Genomic DNA, 20363 nt, shown 5'->3' with positions numbered 1-20363 from the left:
TTAATCTTTGTTCTTTTATCCTTGTTCCTTAAGAAATCACTCTCAAAGTTTGCTGTACAAACCTCGCTTTTTCAATTGCCTTCTCACGGTTTTGGTCAACAATAGTTAAGTGGCCCATTTTGCGGAAAGGCTTAGTATATTTTTTGCCGTAAAGATGCACGTAAACACCTTCAATAGACATGATTTTTTCCAATCCATCGTATTTAGCTACGCCCTCATGACCCTTTTCACCTAATACGTTTACCATAATAGCATTCGAAATAGAACGGGTATCGCCTAATGGTAAATTAAAAATAGCCCTTAAATGCTGCCCAAATTGAGATACGTAGTTACCCTCAATAGTTTGGTGCCCGCTATTGTGCGGACGAGGAGCCAACTCATTCACTAAAATATCGCCATGTTTAGTGATGAACATTTCTACCGCTAAAATACCTGTTACGTTTAATGCAGCAGCAATATCTTTAGCAATTTTCTCTGCTCTTTCTTGGATACTTTCTGGGTAAGTAGATGGCGAAATCAAGAACTCAACCAAATTAGCTTCGGCATTAAATTCCATTTCTACCATCGGGAAAGTTTTCACATCGCCATTGGCATTTCTAGCAACAATAACCGCAATTTCCTTTTCAAAATGAACCAGTTCTTCAATTAAGGTAGGTGCTTCAAAAGCATTTTTAACATCGTTAGCGTTGCTAATTTTCATTACACCTTTACCATCATAGCCATCTTTGCGAAGCTTCAAAATATATGGGAAAGGGAATTTGCCACTGCTCAAATCTTCCTTCGAATTTACGAGCATAAAAGGAGCTGTAGGAATATCATTTTCCTTAAAAAATTGCTTTTGCACACCTTTGTCCTGAATTAATCTAATCACACGAGATTGCGGATAAACCAATTTTCCTTCTTTTTCCAACTGTTCAAGCGCATCAACATTTACCTTCTCAATTTCGATGGTAATAATATCCGCTTTCTTCCCGAAGTTGTACACCGTATCGAAATCGGTGATAGAGCCATTTTCGAAATAATTGGCAATGTTTTTACACGGAGCATCAGCGTCTGGGTCTAGCACTAAAGTTGTCAAATTGTAGTTAATTGCTTCCTGAATTAACATTCTACCCAATTGTCCGCCGCCTAAAATACCTAGTTTTAACTCGCTAATCTGTTTTGCCATTATCGCTTAAATTTGGCGTAAAAATAGCAAAAATTAGTACACCATTCGAGTAAAATATTCATTAGATTATAATTAGAAGCGGATTTGTTGTGCTACTATTTTCCGATAGTCCTGCCATCCGCTTTATCCCGATAAAATCGGGATGCTCGCTACTGTCAGGGCTATTTAAGAAAAGTCTAGCTATAACTTAGCGTCACTTTGCGCAAACTCCCAAATCCTTTGCGGTTAATTTTTAACGCAAAGAAAAATAAGAGCTTCGCAAAGAACGCAAAGCAAACTACAAAACAAGTGCGTATCATTTTTTACTTTTGCACTACTTTTAACTTTCAACCTTTTACTTTCAACTAAAAATGGATTACGATGCAATAATTATTGGTGCTGGTGCTTGCGGATTAATGTGTGCTGTACAGGCTGGTTATTTAGGCAAAAAAGTTATTGTACTCGAAAAAAGCGACAAACTAGGCGCTAAAATCCTAATTTCTGGAGGTGGCCGCTGCAACTATACAAACATCGGTGCTACCAGCGAGCAATTTATTTCTGCTAATGAACATTTCGTGAAATCTGCCTTCAAACAATGGACAGTGGAAGATACCATTAGCTTTTTTGAAACTTACGGCATTTATGGAGCTGAGAAAACATTAGGTCAGCTGTTTCCTGATGGAAAAAATGCAAAAGATGTAGTTGAAGTTTTTACATTGCTCTGCGAAGAAATGGAACAACAAATTATATGCAATTCAGAAGTTATTTCCATAGACAATGAAAAAGGCGAATACCAAGTCAACTATCAATTCAACGGCAAAGCAAAGACTTTAACTGCTCCGAAATTAGTTATTGCAACAGGTGGTTTACCTATCCCTAAAATGGGAGCTACAGATTTTGCCTTGAAATTTGCTAAAAAACATCAACTCAATATCATCGAAACCGCACCTGCTTTGGTTCCGTTAACCATCACAGGTAAAGACGAAGCTTGGTTTTCGCAATTATCTGGTAATTCAGTTTTTTGTAGGGTAAGTAACGACGAAATGAGCTTCGAGGAAAATATTTTATTTACGCATTGGGGTTTAAGTGGTCCAGCGATTTTACAGATTTCTAGTTATTGGCGCAGAGGGCAGGAGATTGAAATCGATTTACTGCCAAATGAAAACATAACTGAAGTGCTAACTGCTGAACGCCAACAGAATGGGCGTATCCAATTATCAACTTTGTTGAATAAATTTTATACCAAAAAAATTGCTGATGCTTTAGGTAAATTTCTACCATTAACAAAAACCATCGCCGATTTAACCAAAGCAGAAATGGAAACTTTGGAACAAACCATCCATCATTTTAAAGTGAAACCAGCAGGGGATAAAGGTTACGACAAAGCAGAGGTAATGCGTGGTGGAATTGACACGAACGAACTATCTTCAAAAACATTAGAAAGTAAAAAGCTACCAGGCTGCTATTTCGGCGGCGAATGTGTTGACGTTACAGGTTGGTTAGGCGGTTATAATTTCCAGTGGGCTTGGGCAAGTGGTTTTGTGATAGCGCAGAATTTGTAATTCAACTGAAACGCCATTGCGAGGTACGAAGCAATCTTACTACTATGGCTTATTCATATCGCTTTAAGATTGCTTCGTACCTCGCAATGACGAGAATTTTATTTAACAAAAAAGGGGCAAAAGCCCCTTTCTCCTAATAAGTTTATCTAATCTTAGAAAACAAAACCGATACGAACGCCAGTAATTACTGATGGTTCAATCGAGAATGAGTTTCCTGCAGACTCAGACGTATTTGTCGTTGTGTTACCAGCTACAGTAGTACTTGTAGTAGTTTTTCCTTCTTTTTGATAAAGGAAACCGAAACCACCTTCAACACCTAAAAATACTTTCTTAGTGAAATAATAATCAGCACCAGCAACAGCTCTTAAACCAATTCCTAAAGTGCTTGGCCCTTTAAATTCGCCAGAAACATTAGCTACGTAAGTTGGGTTACCAAAGTTGTTGTTAGAGTTAGTGTAGCTATCTTTTTGATTTCCATAACCAAATAAAACATCACCACCTACATAAGTAGAAAGACGTTCTGTTCCTGTGAAATGTTTCTCTAAACCTACGTTTAACAAGAAATTGGTTTCGCTTCTTTTAGCATTACCTGTTTCGCCATTAGCACCGTAAGCATTTGCAGTTTCTTTATTGCTGCTTAAGTTAAAACCTAAACGTACTGCAGTTTTCTCTTGCGTGAAATAGCGAAATCTTAATAAGCTTCCAGCTTCATTTAAGTTAAATCCTGAATTTAAAACACCACCAGTAAGTCCAAATTCGGTAGTTACATCACCTTTTGTAGGTTTAAATTCACTCTGGGCATTTGCCGAAAGGCCAGCGATAGCTAAGCCGAATACTAATAAAATTTTTTTCATGTTATATATGTCTTTAAAACCGCATAAATATCAACAGTTATGCCAAAAGAAGGTTGAAAACGTAATTTTTGCTGATAACTATTGATAACTAGGATGTTGTGCTGAGCAAATTTGTACAACCTTAAAATCTAAATCAAAAAGTTGTATAGTAATTCAAGCATTTTACAATAGCATAACCATAATTTAACATCCAAGTATAGTTGCGTTAAGTGGTTACGCTATTTCTAAATAAAGATTTACGTACTTTTGCATAAAATAAAATCCCTTTGCAGAGCGAACTTCTAGTAATTACTCCACCATTTACGCAACTGAATACACCGTATCCAGCAACTGCATATATCAAAGGTTTTTTAAATACAAAAGGCATTTCATCAACCCAAGCGGATTTAGGTATTGAAGTTATTTTAGCACTTTTCTCGAAAAAGGGATTAACAGATTTATTCCATCAAGCGGAGCTGAAAAAGGGTGTCGAATTCTCCTTTAATGTACAGCGAATTCTAGCTTTAAAGGAAGAGTACCTAAAGACAATTGATGCGGTAATTGCTTTCTTGCAGGGCAAAAATCCAACTTTGGCTTTACAAATTTGTCAGGAGGATTTCTTGCCAGAAGCTTCTCGATTTGCGCAATTAGAAGAACTAGATTGGGCTTTCGGAGCAATGGGAACGCAGGATAAAGCCAAACATTTAGCTACACTTTATTTAGAAGATATTTCCGATTTTATTGTAGAATGCATTGACCCAAATTTTGGTTTTAGTCGTTACGCAGAGCGATTAGGAAGAAGTGCCAATTCTTTTGATGAATTGTACGAAGTGCTAAATCAGCCGTTAACTTATATCGATGGAATTTTAATCGATATTCTCAAAGATAGAATAGAAGAAGTTCAGCCGAAACTATTTCTGATTTCAGTTCCTTTTCCAGGGAATTTATATGCGGCATTTCGTTGTGCGCAGTTTGTAAAGCAAAACTATCCTGAAATTAAAATCTCGATGGGTGGCGGTTTTCCAAATACAGAATTACGTTCGCTTTCGGATAAAAGAGTTTTCGAGTTTTTCGACTACATTACCTTAGATGATGGGGAATTGCCGATTGAACTGTTGTATAATGCAATTGTTAAAGCCGGAGAATTTAATCTCTATAAAAGAACTTTTCTATTAGAAAATGATGAAGTTGCTTACCGCAATGATGCCTTAAGAAGTGATTATAAGCAAGCTGATGTAGGTACACCAGATTATTCAGATTTGTTATTGGACAGTTACATTTCGGTCATCGAGATTGTAAACCCAATGCATAGAATGTGGAGCGATGGCCGTTGGAACAAGCTAACAATGGCTCACGGCTGTTATTGGGGCAAATGTACTTTCTGCGATATTTCGTTAGATTATATCAAGGTTTATGAACCCGTTGCTGCAAAACAGATTGTAGATAGGATAGAGGACTTGGTGACAAAAACCGGTCAGAATGGTTTTCACTTTGTGGATGAAGCTGCACCACCTGCATTAATGCGGGAAGTGGCATTAGAAATTCTCAGAAGGAAAATTACGGTTACTTGGTGGACGAACATCCGTTTCGAGAAAAGCTTTACTGGAGATTTGTGTTTGTTACTAAAAGCATCGGGTTGTATTGCCGTTTCTGGCGGTTTGGAAGTAGCATCCGATAGGTTGTTGAAACTGATTGATAAAGGTGTAACGGTAGAACAAGTGGCCAAGGTAACCAGAAATTTTACGGAAGCTGGAATTATGGTACATGCTTATTTGATGTACGGTTATCCAACGCAAACCGTGCAAGAAACGGTAGATAGTTTGGAAATGGTGCGTCAGTTATTTGAGGCAGGGGTTTTACAATCAGGCTTTTGGCACCAATTTGCGATGACTGCACATAGTCCAGTAGGATTGTACCCCGAGAAGTTTGGTGTTGTAAAAGAAACGGAAGAAATTGGAACTTTTGCCAATAACGATATCAATTACACCGATAAAACTGGAATTGATCACAACAAATTTAGCTACGGGTTGAAGAAGTCACTCTTCAATTTTATGCATGGCATTTGCTTCGATTATAAGCTGCAAGATTGGTTTGATTTTAAAATTCCACGAACTACCATTGCGCCAAATTTTATAGATACCGCTTTAAATAGCAACGAGAATTTCAATGTTAAACCAACTGCCAAAATTGTTTGGTTAGGCAGTAAGCCATCTATAGAAAGGTTTACCAAATCTAAAAAAGGTAATACTTGGGAGATGATGAATTTGCATTTCCACAACAAACGGGAAACGTTTAGCATTCAAACTAATAAAGCAGAAGGAGAGTGGTTGTCTACAATATTACCTCAACTATCAGTACTTAACGAGAAGCCTTTAACCTTTCAAGAGCTCAAAGCTGATTATGAAAATACCATGGAACATTTTGAGTTGTTCTGGTATTCTAAACCAATTCATACTTTAAGGGAGTATGGTTTGTTGGTGTTGTAAAACCAAACAACCGTTAATAAAAGCGTCATTTCGACGAGGAACGAGGAGAAATCTGTTAGCTAAGTGATATTTCGTCTTGCTGGTTTAAGATGAGCCTAAAACTACTTGTACAAACTATCCACAGCACTAATCTAATAAATAGTTTCAACTGGCGGTGTTTACACTTTTTTCCAACTCTATTTTTGCGAGATAATATTCAAATTCAAGATAGTTGCCTTTTAAGTCAACGCAACGACTTAAATGTTCTATATAATTCTCGAAATTTTCATTTACTAGTTCTAAAGTAGCTCTATAAAATTCCGCTTTACATTCTTTTCTATTTCTAAGTATATCATCGTTCTCTTCTTCATAAAAACTATTCAATTCCTCATCTGTGGTTAATCCCAATAAGTAAGTTGAAGCGGATGTTTCATGTTTCGATAGCCTTTTTAATTCCTTGATAGCTATTTTGAGGATGTTTGGTCGACCTAATTTTGTCCCTAGAAACAGAAGAGTGCTCGGTAGAACAGATATATCATTTGTATATTTAATTTCTTTTTTATTCGTTAATGGGTAGCTAAAAAAATCTATTGCCTTTTCATTGTCACCTAACGCATAATAACAAAGCGCAATATTCATATAGGTTTCGTCGCTAGTCGTTTTCGTTTGTTTTTCACGTTCATTTAAAACCAAAAAATCATTGAGCGAATTGTTGTAATTACGTAGCAATAACGAGCAAACTGCTCTTGCCCTTAAATCCAAGTCTTGATAATTTTGTAAATAGTTTTGGTCAGCAATTTTGTATGCAGTTTCAAAGTCGTTAATGAAAATTTTTTCCCAAGGATTTGCCATAAATGGTTAGTTTTTAATTGCCACCAAATGAATAGAATTTAACTTCGTTGATTTACAATTCTCTTTATGTTCCAAAATGACGACATCAATACTAATCACAATTCGGTACGGTAAACGTCCAAGTTTCAGAAGTTTTATAAGGCAATGAAAACGCCACGCCTTTATCCATTTCGAACCATAGTTTTGGTCTCATCTTCTCTCTGCTGTAGGTTTCGTTCATGGTCATGCTGTCATAAATTCTACCATTAATCATCACATATTTAATCTTTTCAGAGTTTCTGATATCCTCTAATGGATTGTCTTCCATGATAATTAAATCAGCAAGTTTGCCAGTTTCTAACGAACCTAATTCTTTACCCATTCCTAAATATTCGGCACCGTTTAAAGTAGCTGCTTTAATGGCTTGTAATGGTGACATGCCACCTTGTACAAACATCCATAACTCCCAATGCGCACCCAAACCTTGAATTTGACCGTGAGCACCTAGGTTCACTTTAGTGCCACCATCAGCAATTGTTTTTGTCGCTTTTGCTACCTCGATATGTCCATAATCTCCATATTCAGAAGTCGTTCTACGCCTAGCTCTTGCATCGATAATCGCCCTTGGTGTAAAATTCAATAAACGTTCATTTTCCCAAACGTTGGTTCTATCGTACCAATAATTTTCGCCCCACTGACCACCATAAGCCACTATTAGGGTTGGAGTATAAGCCACTTTTGTATTGTTCCAAAAACTCACTACATCTTTGTACGCAGGTGCAACCGGGATACTGTGCTCAATACCCGTGTGTCCATCGGCAACCATAGTCATATTGTGGAAGAAAGTAGAACCGCCCTCAGGAACCACTTCCATTTTTAATTGACGGGCAGCTTCTAAAACCTGCTGACGTTGGTCTCTACGAGGTTGATTGTAAGATTTTACCGAAAATGCACCAACAGCTTTTAATCTGCGCAAGTGCGAAAGGGCATCATCCAAACTATTGATAGTTACCTTAAAATCGCCATCTGCACCGTATAAGATTGAACCTGTAGAATATAAACGCGGACCAACCATTCTTCCAGCTTTCAACATCTCGCTTTGGCTAAACACCATTTCTGTATTGCTAGATGGGTCGTGAGCTGTAGTTACACCGAAGCTCAAATTTGCCATGTAAGACCAATCTTGTTGTGGGCTAATGCCATCAGGGCTGGTTCTCAAGTGTGCATGCACATCCACCATACCTGGCATAATGGTTTTTCCAGTAACATCAACCACTTTTATATCTGCCGGAATTGGAACTTCATCCACCTTTCCAATCGCTTTAATTTTATTGTTCTCCACTAGGATTGTACCTTCCTCAATCACTTGCTCACCTTTCATCGTAATAATTCTAGCACCTTTCAAAGCAATTAATCCACTTGGAGCATCAGCTTTCAATTTTAAACCGATAGAAACACCAGCGGTATCAGGTTCTGGCAATACTTGCGGCGCACCTTCCACAAAAGAGAAGGTATTTTTAATTTCTCTGTTGTAGTATTTCTCGCCCAAAGTCCATAGCAATTTCTTGCTGTCGGCGCTCCAATGCAAGTAAGTTCCCGCATCTTTAGTTACTTTGGTTAATGGGATAGCTTTGTTGCCAGCAGATAAATCCAAGGCAGTTCCTGCTGTAACCATTGGTGTAATATAAGCATTGAAAAGCTCAGTAAAAGCCATCCATTTACCATCAGGACTTGGGCAAAACTGCGTTGCATATTGTGATGTGTAATGTGTGCGCTCGTTACCGCCGTTTAAATCAACACTTTTAAAAGCTTTTTTACCGCTATCATAACCTTGATAGAAAATACGAGTATCATCATTGTTAAATTGCGGTCTGATACCATTGTCTAACAATAAAGTTTTAGCGCCTCCATTAGCAGGCATCACAAAAATTCCAGTATTTTTTCCGTAAGTTAAGCCTAATGTTTCGTTACCGCTACCTTTTCTGAAAACAATTTTATCACCTTTGGTAGAATAGCTAGGAGAGTAGTAATAGCCTTTTTCGTCGGTTAAGCTAATCGTTTTTCCAGTTTTTAAATCGGTGCGTTTAATGGCTCCTTTAAATTCATCACTCCAAGTGGTGTAAATAACAAACTTGCCATCTGGACTAAATTTTGGTTCAAACTCGAAATCTAAACCGTTGGTTAACCTTTCCGGCGCACCACTTGGCATTTCTTTCTTGTATAAATATCCGGCAGCATTAAAAACTACCATTTTGCCATCGGGCGATGTTACCAATTGCCTAAGCATTTTTGCCGTAAACTCTGAAGCATAAACTTGTTGGTCGAAATGTAAAGCTTCTTGTACCGTTTGGTTACTTGTTACTTCAAAAGGAATATCACTTACATATAAATTACTCAACTCAATTTGTTTGATTTTTCCTTTGGCGTAAAAAACGATTTTCTTGCTGTCTGGTGTCCAAGCAAAGTTGGGGTAAACGCCAAAAATTGCCCAAGTTTCTTGCTGGTCTTTTGTTAAATCATCATATAATGGATATTCTTCGCCAGTTTTTAAATTCTGTATGTAAAGAGCGGATTTCAACCTCACTCTTTTTACGTAAGCAATAAAATTTCCATCAGGAGATACTTGCGGACGAACAGAACCACCAGATTGAGCAATGAAATTTGTTAGTTTTCCGCTGGTTAAATCTAACTGACGGATAGCGTAAATCAAGCCATTTGGGTCTTTGCTATATTGAAAAAACGGACCGGGAGAAACATCCTCACTAAAATAAAGGAATTTACCATCTGGCGATACATTTGGTTCGCCTACATCTTGTTGGTCGTTTTTGCGTTTGGTCAATTGCACACCATCGCCACCATAAATACTGTACATCCACATTTCGCCAGCACCTAAAGAACGAGAACCTGTAAAGTGTTTTCTAGCAATTAAATAATCACTATTCGGCATCCAAGTAGCATTGTTCAGCAATCTGAAAGTTTCCTTCGTGATTTGCTTTTTATTGCCGCCTTGTCTGTCCATTATCCAGACATTGTCGGCGCCGCTTCTGTCACTTGTAAACGAAATGTATTTCCCGTTAGGGCTAAAACGAGGTTGAACTTCGTAAGAAATGCCACCACTTAACAATTTCGCCGTTCCGCCAGTAATAGGCATTACATAAATATCTCCCAACATGTCGAAGACAATTTCTTTTCCATCTGGACTAACGTCTAGGTTCATCCAAGTGCCTTCGTTAGTGGTCACGCTGAAATTTTTAGTAGTTCCTTTGAACTTTTCTACATCCCATTTTGGAGCTTCTTTTTTCTCTTGTGCGTTAGCAGAACTTAAGGTAAATAACAGTGCTGAGGCAAATACGTACTTCTTCATTCTAATTTTATCTTAACAACTAAAGGTTGCAATTTAGCGATTTCTTGCCACAGATACATAGATGTCTTTTTCAAAATGTTGATACGGTTGGCATCAAAGCCTTTACAAACATTCCAATTCTTTTTGAGTTAGTTTAAAACAAAATCTGCACATCTATGGCTAAACTCTTTTTGAAAAACCGCCACCGTTTCATAGTTTTGAACTTAGCTTTTATATGACTGCAACAGAAGTTTTAAAGAAATATTGGGGATTTGATGTCTTTCGACCGTTGCAGGAAGAGATTATCCAATCGGTAATTAAAGGGCAAGATACCTTAGCTTTATTGCCAACTGGCGGAGGAAAATCTATCTGTTTCCAAGTGCCCGCAATAATGAACGATGGTATCTGCATTGTGGTTTCTCCTTTGGTGGCTCTAATGAAAGACCAAGTAGAAAACTTGAAAGCTAAAGGTATTGAAGCTATCGCGATTTATGCTGGAATGGGCAAGCGAGAAATCGATATTTTGCTCGATAACTGCATCTACGGAAAAATCAAGTTCCTTTATTTATCTCCCGAAAGGTTGCTTTCAGAACTGGTTCGTGTGCGCATTTCATACATGAATGTGAATTTAATTGCCATTGATGAAGCGCATTGTATTTCCCAATGGGGATATGATTTCCGTCCGCCTTATTTGAAAGTGAAGGAATTGAGGGAAATACTACCTGATGTTCCAATTTTAGCTTTAACTGCAACGGCTACGCCTGAAGTTAGAAACGATATTATAGAAAAACTGGAACTGAAAGATGCGCAGGTTTTTGTGAAAAGTTTCTCGAGAAAAAACCTCAGTTACGTAGTTTTCAATCTCGATGACAAGCACAAAAAACTAATTGATATCTGCAAGAATGTAAAAGGCTGTGGTTTGGTTTATGTTAGAAACCGACGTGAAACTGCAGAAATAGCTATGTTTTTACAACGTAATCAAATCTCTGCAGATTTTTACCACGCAGGTTTAGAAAAGGATGTCCGTTTCCAAAAACAAGAAGATTGGAAGCGAGATAAAATCCGAGTAATGGTATCCACCAACGCTTTCGGAATGGGAATTGATAAACCTGATGTTCGTTTTGTGGTGCATTTAGATTTGCCCGAAAGTTTGGAGGCGTACTACCAAGAAGCGGGCAGGGCAGGACGAGATGAAAAACGAGCGTTTGGTGTTTTATTAACCAATAGAGGCGATAGGGCTGTCCTCGAAGCTAAATACACAGACAGCTTTCCGTCTGTTGAAGAAATTAAAAAAGTCTACCACTATTTAGGTAACTATTACCAATTGGCTTACGGCGCCGGACAAGGTTTAAGCTTCGAATTTGATTTGGCCGATTTCTGTAAACGCTTTAATATTGGTGTGATTAAAACCATGGCTGCACTTAAGTTTTTAGAACGAGACGGATATCTCACACTTTCAGAAAACATTTTTATTTCTTCAAGATTGATGTTCGCAGTTGGTCACGAAGATATTTATCGTTTTCAAATTGAAAATGCAGCTTTTGACCCAATCATCAAGACTATCCAGCGTTCTTATGGCGGTGCTTTTGATGGTTACGTAAAAATCAAAGAAAGTGATTTGTCTAACAGATTGAAGATTTCTTATAACGATGTAATTGCTTATTTGAAGAAGTTGCAAGAGTATAACGTAATCTCTTATTTGCCGCAAACAGATAAGCCGCAATTGCAATTTATTACTGCCCGATTGGATATGTTGCATTTGGATGTAGATGCTAAATTTATTCAATTGAGGAAGGAAATACAGAGTACTCAAATTGAAGCTGTATTGGCTTACGCTGCTAACGAGATTTGTAGAAGTATCCAGTTATTAACCTATTTTGGAGAAAGCAAAGCTGATAAATGTGGCGTTTGCGATGTTTGTTTAGCAGAAAAGAAACACGAAGAGCTGGCAGAATATACAGATAAAATCGATTTTGAAATTAGCATGGTGTTACAAAGTGGGCACTTTGATTTAGATGATTTAGTGAAAAGTATCCAAACCGGTACCGATAATGACAAGATTGACCGAATTCGTGAATTGCTTGATGCTGGTAAAATCAAAACCGATGGGAAGAAATATTATTTGTAGACTTTATAGATTAAAGAACAAGGAGCAAAGAATAAAGATACGGTCAGTACTTAAAACTTACGACTTATAACTTACAACTTTTCTTATCTTAGCCGCAACAAACAACATAGATTTATGAAAGATGAGCTTTCAAAATCCCCTTCTGGAGATTTAGGAGTTAAAAACGATAAGAAGACAATCCGCTCTTGGGCCTTTTTCGATTGGGCCAATTCAGCATATAATTTAGTCATCACTTCCACCATATTTCCGGCTTATTTTACAAATAGGACAGGCGATAAAGATGATAATACCATAGACTATGTTTATTTCTTTGGTTATAAAATCATCAATTCTGCTTTATATAGTTATGCAATGGCATTTGCTTTCCTAGTGATTGCAATATTATCTCCAATTTTATCTTCTATTGCTGATACGAGAGGGAATAAGAAAATCTTTATGAAGATGTTTACGTACATGGGAGCAATCGCTTGTAGCGCATTATTCTTTTTTGAAATTGATGCTGAAAAAGGAATAAATACCTTAAATTTTAGTGTCATTATGTTTGTAATTGCTGCTATCGGATTTTGGGGAAGTTTGGTGTTTTACAATTCTTACTTACCTGAAATAGCAACCGTAGAAAAACAAGATAGTGTTAGCGCTAAAGGTTTTACTTATGGCTATGTTGGTAGTATTATCTTACAAATTATCTGCTTCGCTTTTGTATTTATGCCTGCTGTAGGTGAAATTTTAGGAGCCCAAATTTCTTTTCTTTTGGTAGGCATTTGGTGGGTTGGTTTTGCGCAAATTCCATTTAGAAACCTGCCAAAGGGAAGTCCTAACTTCAAAACAGAAAAGAAAAACATTATGAGCAGTGGTTTCCAGGAGCTTAACAAAGTTTGGAAGCAGGTAAAGCAAATGAAATACTTGAAACGCTTCTTATTTGCGTTCTTCTTTTATTCGATGGGTGTGCAAACGGTGATGTTAGTTGCCACTATCTTTGGCGAGAAAATATTACATCTTCCAACCACTAAATTAATAGCAACTATCCTTATTCTACAGTTGGTGGCTATTCCTGGCGCAATGCTGATGTCTTACTTATCTTCAAAGAAGTTTGGCAACGTAAACGTATTAATCGGGGTAGTAGTGATTTGGATTGGCAGTTGCATCGCCGCTTACTTTATCCATACCGAAATGCAATTTTATGCCTTGGCGGCAGTTATTGGCTTAATTATGGGCGGAATTCAATCTTTATCACGTTCTACGTACTCTAAATTCTTACCTCAATCAAGTCCAGACCATACTTCATTTTTTAGCTTTTACGATGTAACTGAGAAGGTTGCATTGGTTTTCGGGATGTTCAGTTTCGGTTATATCGAAGTGTTGAGCGGTAGTATGCGTAATTCGGTAATTGCATTAGCACTGTTTTTTGTTTTTGGTTTAGTATTTTTGCTGCTCTTAAAAAAGGTAGAGCCCAAAGCCGTGGTGGTCGATTAAGTGATTTTAAGAGCAGATACCTAAAAAAATATAATGAAGATAGAGCTATTTATCCCTTGTTTCATAGACCAACTATATCCGGAAACGGCCTTTAACACCATTAAAGTTTTAGAAAAAGCGGGCTGCGAAATTGTCTATAATTCAAAACAAACCTGTTGCGGTCAGCCGGCTTATAACGCAGGTTACTGGGAGCAAGCTAAGGAGATAGGTACTAAATTTTTATCAGATTTTTCGGAAACTGAATATATCGTTGCACCATCAGCCTCTTGTGTAGGCATGGTTAAAGGTGGTTTCAACGATTTGTTTACCAATACCATCGTTCATAATAAATGCAGAAACGTACAATCAAATATTTTTGAACTGTCGGATTTTTTAATCAACGTATTAAAGAAAGATTATTTTGGTGCGGAGTTAGAAGGTAAAGCAGTTTACCACGACTCGTGCAGTGGTTTACGAGAATGCAAAATCAAAGAAGAACCACGTCAGTTGCTTTCTAGGGTAATAGGTTTGGAAATGCTCGAAATGAAAGATACCGATATGTGCTGCGGTTTTGGTGGTACTTTTGCAGTTAAGTTCGATGCAATTTCATCGGCAATGGCAGAGCAAAAAATCAATAACGCACTAGAAATGGATGCCGATTATATCATTTCAACGGACCTTTCTTGCTTGCTACATTTAGATGGTTACATCAAGAAAAACAATATTCCTATTAAAACAATGCACTTGGCAGATGTATTGGCGAACGGTTGGTTAGAAAGTACAGAATATTAATTTTCCTCCCGATTAAACCAACAACAATTCTTTTACTCTAAAGAAGCTGCAAATTAGCTACTTGTTACATTGTAAAACTACGGTTATAAACCAAAAATATAACTTTAGTTAACACCAAATCTGTAGCAATAAATTAGTTTTGCATTATAATCACTAACAAAACAACTTTATATAAATGAAAAAAATATTCATCGCTTTTTTAAGTGTATTGGCTTTTACGGTTAACGCACAAGCGCAAAAAAAATCTGGAGCTATTCAGTTTGAAACAATAATTGACCCAATTGCCGTTGCAGAAGCTTCGGGCAGACAAATTTCTGAGCAAATGAGAGCTCGTATGCCTAAGTCTATCAAATCAAATTACGAATTGCTTTATAATGCAACTAATGCAAGTTATATGCCCGTTACTGAAACAGAAGATAGTAATAGCGGTGGTGGTCCAGGTGGCGGTATGAGATTTGGTTTTGGCGGCATGGGCGGCGGTAATAGAGAATATTACTATACTTTCGCTGACCAAAAAGTAGTAGAAGTTTTTGATATGATGGATACTACTTATGTAATGCCAACTAAATTAACTGTCGCTTCTATCAATCAATTTGGTGGCGGTGGAAGAAACAATAACCAAAACAACAATGCAGTACAATTTTTAGATGTTCCACCGGTTGTAGATATCATTAAGTCTGATGAAACTAAGAAAATTGTAGGTATTGACTGTAAAAAAGTAACCATTAAAACAACCCGCAAAGCAAAAGTATTAGATATGGATAAAGATGTTGTTGACGAGACGGTGCTTTGGTACACTAATGATTTAGGCTTTAATTTTTCTCCAATGCCAAATTTTTGGACTGAAGGAGCGGTGTTAGCTATCGAAATTAAAGGTGGTGGTACAACTGCAAAAAGCATTGAATACCGAAACGTGGGTAATAAAGATGTAACTGCACCTAAAAAAGCTGTTGCAATTACTCCAGAGCAATATCAAGCTAAACAAGCTGCAATGATGGCTAGATTTAGAAATAATAACAACAACCGTCAAGGTGCTACTGGGAGAGTAAACTAAGAAATTCCATTTTATATTTTCAGAATGTCTCGGCTGTGGTCGGGACATTTTTTTTTGTTTAAACACCACGTCATTGCGAGGCACGAAGCAATCTCTGTATACTGATTTGGCCGACCCTGGGGTGACGTATAATTGGCGCTCCGTCATGCTGAATTTATTTTACTTCGTAGCTTTTCGCTTCGCTACAGGTCAGCATCAGTTTTAAAGTACCGCGAAATGCATAAACTAGAGCTTGAAATCCCATCTAAAAACCCTATCTTCGCACCAAAATAAAATCACACACGTAAGTGATTTTGCATAACAATTTTATAAACTCTAAATCATAGTTGTAGATGATTAACATTACATTACCTGACGGCTCGGTACGTCAGTATGAACAGGGCGTAAATGCCCATCAAATCGCCTTATCAATATCAGAAGGCTTAGCAAGAAACGTTTTAGCGGCAGAAGTAAATGGAGAAGTTTGGGACAGTTCACGTCCAATCGAAACAGACTCTGCGGTTAAGTTATTGACTTGGAATGATACAGAAGGTAAATCAACTTTTTGGCATTCATCGGCACACATTATGGCCGAAGCTTTGGAAGCCCTTTATCCAGGTACTAAATTTGGTATCGGTCCAGCTATCGAAACTGGTTTTTATTACGATGTAGACTTTGGCGATAGAGAATTTTCATCAGACGACTTCAAGAAAATTGAAGACAAAATGTTGGAATTAGCTAAGCAGAAAGAAGTTTTCGAACGTAAAAGCGTAAGCAAAGCTGATGCTGTAAAGTATTTCACAGAAAAAGGCGATGAGTATAAATTAGATTTGATTGATGGCTTAGAAGACGGCAAAATTACTTTCTACACACAAGGTGATTTTACCGATTTATGCCGTGGCCCACATATTCCAAATACAGGTTTCATCAAGGCAATAAAATTGATGAATGTTGCCGGAGCTTACTGGAGGGGCGATGAAACTAAAAAGCAGTTAACTCGTATTTATGGTGTTACTTTCCCTAAAGCAAGCGAGTTAACAGAGTATCTTCACATGATTGAAGAGGCTAAAAAACGCGACCACCGTAAATTAGGTAAAGAATTAGAGCTATTTACTTTCTCTGAGAAAGTAGGGATGGGCTTGCCAATGTGGTTGCCAAAAGGTACTGCATTGCGTGAGCGCTTAGTTCAATTCTTAACTAAAGCACAACAAAAAGCAGGTTATGAGCAAGTAATTACACCACATATTGGTCACAAGAATTTGTACATCACCTCTGGTCACTATGAGAAATACGGCAAGGATGCTTTTCAGCCGATAAAAACTCCACAAGAAGGAGAGGAGTTCTTCTTAAAACCGATGAACTGCCCTCACCACTGCGAGTTGTATAAATTCAAACCTCGTTCTTATAAAGATTTGCCAGTTCGTTTTGCAGAATTTGGTACAGTATATCGTTACGAACAAAGTGGCGAGTTACATGGTTTAACTCGTGTACGTGGATTTACTCAAGATGATGCCCACTTGTTCTGTCGTCCAGACCAGGTGAAAGAAGAGTTCAAAAAAGTAATTGATTTGGTACTTCACGTATTTAAATCTTTAGGTTTTGATAACTATGTTGCTCAGGTTTCTTTACGCGACCCAGAGAATAAAACCAAGTACATCGGTTCTGATGAAAATTGGAAATTAGCAGAAACTTCGATTATTGAAGCTGCAGAAGAAAAAGGTTTGCCTACTGTAGTTGAATACGGAGAAGCAGCTTTCTATGGTCCTAAGTTAGATTTTATGGTGCGTGATGCGCTAGGTAGAAAATGGCAATTGGGAACTATTCAGGTAGATTACAACTTGCCAGAGCGTTTCGAGTTGGAATACACTGGTAGCGATAATCAAAAACACCGCCCAGTAATGATACACCGTGCACCATTCGGTTCTATGGAGCGTTTTGTTGCGGTATTGATTGAACACTGCGGTGGTAACTTCCCGTTATGGCTTTCTCCGGAGCAATATATCATTCTTCCTATTTCAGAAAAATATGAAGAATATGCGAAAAAAGTTTCAGAAGAGCTAAATAATTCCGATATTCGCGGTCTAATTGACTTTCGTGATGAGAAAATCGGAAGGAAAATTAGAGATGCTGAAGTTAAAAAGTTGCCTTATATGCTGATAATCGGCGAAAAGGAAATGGAAGAAGGAAAAGTTTCTGTTCGTAAACATGGCGAAGGAGATTTGGGAAGTATGACTTTAGCAGAGTTTAGTGAATTAATTAATAAAGAAATAACAGTTTAAACAAGGAAAGCATTTGGCATTAGGAAGACCAGGATTTAACAGGGGACCACGTCCACCTTTTAAGAAAAAAGAAGCAGAACATAATATTAACGAACATATTCGTGCACAAGAAGTTAGGCTAGCTGGGGATAATGTAGAGCAAGGTATTTATCCTTTGTCGAAAGCATTGGCGCTTGCCGATGAGCTTGAACTTGATTTAGTAGAGATTTCTCCAAACGCTAATCCACCTGTTTGTCGTATTATGGACTATAGTAAGTTCTTATACGAGCAAAAGAAGAAGCAAAAGGAAATTAAAGCTAATGCTAAGCAAACGGTTATTAAAGAAATCCGTTTCGGACCTAACACTAACGACCACGATTTTCAATTCAAATTGAAACACGCAATTGGTTTCTTGGAGGCAGGCGAGAAGGTAAGAGCTTACGTACACTTTAAAGGTAGAGCAATTGTTTACAAAGAACAGGGCGAAATCTTATTGTTAAAGTTTGCTCAAGCTTTGGAAGAAATAGGTAAAGTAGAACTTCTACCTAAATTAGAAGGTAAGCGTATGTTTTTAACATTAGCGCCTAAAGCAGCAAAAAAATAATAAATTATATAAATTAACAGGTTATGCCAAAAATGAAAACCAATTCCAGTGCTAAAAAGCGTTTTTCGCTTACTGGAACAGGTAAAATTGCAAGAAAGAACGCCTACAAAAGTCACATCTTAACAAAGAAAAGTACTAAACGTAAGCGTAACTTAACCACCACTAGCATGGTAAACGATGCTGATATGGGCAACGTTAAACGTATGCTTTGCATTGGTAAGTAATTAATTTTTAAACCCGATACTCGGTTTCAAGATTGCGATAAAAAGCAACACCGCTTATCAAAACACAACACATTATGCCTCGTTCGGTAAACGTAGTAGCTGCTAGACGCAGAAGGAAAAAAGTCCTAAATATGGCCAAAGGCTATTGGGGATCAAGAAGCAAGGTTTTTACCATTGCTAAAAACACAGTTGAAAAAGGTTTGCAATATGCATACCGTGACCGTAAAGCTAAGAAAAGAGAATTCCGTGCTTTATGGATCCAACGTATCAACGCTGGTGCTCGTGAGTACGGCGTATCTTACTCTCAACTAATTGGTAAATTAGCTGCAAAAAACATCGGTTTAAACCGTAAAGTTTTAGCTGATTTAGCAATGAACAATAAAGAAGCTTTTAAAGCTGTTATTGATGCAGTAAAATAAGATACTGAAATATTAAGAAAAAGGGAGCGATGAAAATTGCTCCCTTTTTTGTTTTATATGTATTTTCAGCAATTATACTTTGTCATTCCGACTATAGGAGGAATCTGTTAAACTAATCTAGATCTTATTAGATTTTTCATCGCTGCGCTTCCCTCGAAATGACAGCTATGTTTAATAGAAAAGTAATTTAAACTATTCACTATCTATCTTGTTGGTTTTTAAAAGGAATAAGTTATGTCAAAATTCACAGAATTAATTAATGGCGATAAGCCAGTTTTAGTAGATTTTTTCGCTGAATGGTGTGCACCATGTAAAGCAATGGGGCCAATTTTAACAGAGTTGAAAAGCCAGATAGGAGATAAGGCTTCAATTATTAAAGTCGATGTAGATAAAAATCAAGCTGCGGCAAGTGCATTTAATGTGCAAGGAGTACCAACCTTGATTCTATTTAAAAAAGGTAAAGCGGTTTGGCGTCAAAGTGGTGCAGTTCCCGCTCCGCAACTAAAACAACTGATTGAAATGCATGCTGGTTAGCAACTCTATTCGAAGTAGTGAATGTTTCAATATTAAGTAAAAAATTGATATCGGCTAATTGTCCGATATTTTAGATTATCGGCTAATTAGCCGATATTTTTATTTATCGGCTTTTTTGCCGATATTAGATTTATGATTGCAGTAATAACAGGAGATATCATTAATTCTAGAGAGCTACCAGCTCAATGGATAGATAAGTTAAAGGATGCTTTATCGGCCCTGCCTAAAAATAGCAAATGGGAAATTTTTAGAGGTGACAGTTTTCAAATCGAATTACCACCAGCAATAGCATTGCTAACCGCAATATACATTAAAGCCTGTATAAAAACTGTGAAAGGAGCTGATGTAAGAATGGGCATCGGTTTAGGAAAGAAGCAAAAAGGAGCAACAGAGAAAGTGACGGAAGCCAACGGCGAAGCTTATGTTAATTCTGGTGAAGGTTTTGATACCTTAAAAAGCAATAAAGTCAATCTAGTAATTAAAAGTCCATCCGCAGCTTTTGATGATGATATGAATTTATATTTAAAGTTAGCCTTAATAGCGATGGACAGCTGGAGCCCAATTGCCTCCGAAGTCGTAAAGCAAACCATCGAGAACCAAAACGAAAATCAGGATAAAATTGCAAAAATATCTGGAAGAAGCCAATCGTCTATTAGTGAAGCACTCAAACGAGCTCATTTTTCTGAGATAATGGAGCTGGAAAGTAAATTTAGAAAGCTAATTGTAAGCACTTTTTAA

At 37.3% G+C, this 20363-nt stretch carries 16 protein-coding genes; 12 read left to right on the top strand and 4 right to left on the bottom strand.

The genetic code is table 11. The annotated features are described in order from the left end of the window. Nucleotides 1-28 precede the first annotated feature (28 nt). Nucleotides 29-1168, bottom strand: coding sequence for a 5-(carboxyamino)imidazole ribonucleotide synthase (locus AC23ME_RS06250; RefSeq protein ID WP_487726898.1), 1140 nt, complete (start codon nucleotides 1166-1168; stop codon nucleotides 29-31). 350 nt (nucleotides 1169-1518) lie between these two features. Between AC23ME_RS06250 and AC23ME_RS06245 the strand changes: the two genes are divergently transcribed. After that, nucleotides 1519-2709 (top strand): BaiN/RdsA family NAD(P)/FAD-dependent oxidoreductase, encoded by a 1191-nt coding sequence (locus AC23ME_RS06245; protein ID WP_487726897.1) that lies wholly within the window; start codon nucleotides 1519-1521, stop codon nucleotides 2707-2709. A gap of 152 nt (nucleotides 2710-2861) precedes the next feature. On the opposite strand, the gene AC23ME_RS06240 is transcribed toward AC23ME_RS06245, so the two are convergent. After that, the gene (locus tag AC23ME_RS06240) at nucleotides 2862-3563 is read right to left on the bottom strand and encodes a BT1926 family outer membrane beta-barrel protein (protein WP_487726896.1); all 702 of its coding nucleotides are present in this window, start codon (nucleotides 3561-3563) and stop codon (nucleotides 2862-2864) included. A 266-nt stretch (nucleotides 3564-3829) separates the two neighbouring features. Between AC23ME_RS06240 and AC23ME_RS06235 the strand changes: the two genes are divergently transcribed. Next, complete coding sequence (locus AC23ME_RS06235) at nucleotides 3830-6028, top strand: B12-binding domain-containing radical SAM protein (protein ID WP_487726895.1); 2199 nt, start codon at nucleotides 3830-3832, stop codon at nucleotides 6026-6028. A 144-nt stretch (nucleotides 6029-6172) separates the two neighbouring features. Here AC23ME_RS06235 and AC23ME_RS06230 read toward each other — a convergent pair whose 3' ends face one another. Together AC23ME_RS06230 and AC23ME_RS06225 are read right to left on the bottom strand one after the other, a co-directional pair. Next, complete coding sequence (locus AC23ME_RS06230) at nucleotides 6173-6859, bottom strand: hypothetical protein (RefSeq protein WP_487726894.1); 687 nt, start codon at nucleotides 6857-6859, stop codon at nucleotides 6173-6175. A 91-nt stretch (nucleotides 6860-6950) separates the two neighbouring features. Beyond that, entirely contained in the window at nucleotides 6951-10202 is a 3252-nt protein-coding gene (locus tag AC23ME_RS06225; protein WP_487726893.1) for an amidohydrolase family protein, read from the bottom strand. Between the two features lie 214 nt (nucleotides 10203-10416). Between AC23ME_RS06225 and AC23ME_RS06220 the strand changes: the two genes are divergently transcribed. The 10 genes from AC23ME_RS06220 (at nucleotide 10417) to AC23ME_RS06175 (ending at nucleotide 20363) form a co-directional block, all read left to right on the top strand. Then, entirely contained in the window at nucleotides 10417-12309 is a 1893-nt protein-coding gene (locus AC23ME_RS06220; RefSeq protein ID WP_487726892.1) for a RecQ family ATP-dependent DNA helicase, read from the top strand. Between the two features lie 114 nt (nucleotides 12310-12423). Continuing rightward, nucleotides 12424-13782, top strand: coding sequence for an MFS transporter (locus AC23ME_RS06215; protein ID WP_487726891.1), 1359 nt, complete (start codon nucleotides 12424-12426; stop codon nucleotides 13780-13782). A 33-nt stretch (nucleotides 13783-13815) separates the two neighbouring features. After that, nucleotides 13816-14553 (top strand): (Fe-S)-binding protein, encoded by a 738-nt coding sequence (locus AC23ME_RS06210; RefSeq protein ID WP_487726890.1) that lies wholly within the window; start codon nucleotides 13816-13818, stop codon nucleotides 14551-14553. 175 nt (nucleotides 14554-14728) lie between these two features. Beyond that, complete coding sequence (locus tag AC23ME_RS06205) at nucleotides 14729-15607, top strand: hypothetical protein (protein WP_487726889.1); 879 nt, start codon at nucleotides 14729-14731, stop codon at nucleotides 15605-15607. A gap of 332 nt (nucleotides 15608-15939) precedes the next feature. Next, nucleotides 15940-17865, top strand: coding sequence for a threonine--tRNA ligase (gene thrS, locus AC23ME_RS06200; protein WP_487726888.1), 1926 nt, complete (start codon nucleotides 15940-15942; stop codon nucleotides 17863-17865). 13 nt (nucleotides 17866-17878) lie between these two features. Beyond that, nucleotides 17879-18448, top strand: a complete 570-nt coding sequence (gene infC / locus AC23ME_RS06195) for a translation initiation factor IF-3 (protein WP_308848789.1) — start codon at nucleotides 17879-17881, stop codon at nucleotides 18446-18448. A 23-nt stretch (nucleotides 18449-18471) separates the two neighbouring features. Continuing rightward, entirely contained in the window at nucleotides 18472-18672 is a 201-nt protein-coding gene (gene rpmI, locus AC23ME_RS06190; protein ID WP_097129443.1) for a 50S ribosomal protein L35, read from the top strand. A gap of 74 nt (nucleotides 18673-18746) precedes the next feature. Then, nucleotides 18747-19091, top strand: a complete 345-nt coding sequence (gene rplT / locus AC23ME_RS06185) for a 50S ribosomal protein L20 (protein ID WP_138727511.1) — start codon at nucleotides 18747-18749, stop codon at nucleotides 19089-19091. Between the two features lie 234 nt (nucleotides 19092-19325). Next, entirely contained in the window at nucleotides 19326-19625 is a 300-nt protein-coding gene (gene trxA / locus AC23ME_RS06180) for a thioredoxin (RefSeq protein ID WP_487726887.1), read from the top strand. A 132-nt stretch (nucleotides 19626-19757) separates the two neighbouring features. Next, nucleotides 19758-20363: a hypothetical protein gene (locus AC23ME_RS06175; protein WP_487726886.1), complete on the top strand. Its 606-nt coding sequence runs from the start codon at nucleotides 19758-19760 to the stop codon at nucleotides 20361-20363.

Source organism: Pedobacter sp. T50_32 (assembly GCF_057652195.1).
The sequence above is the reverse complement of the archived record's forward strand: the minus strand, read 5'-3'. Positions and strand labels throughout refer to the sequence as shown.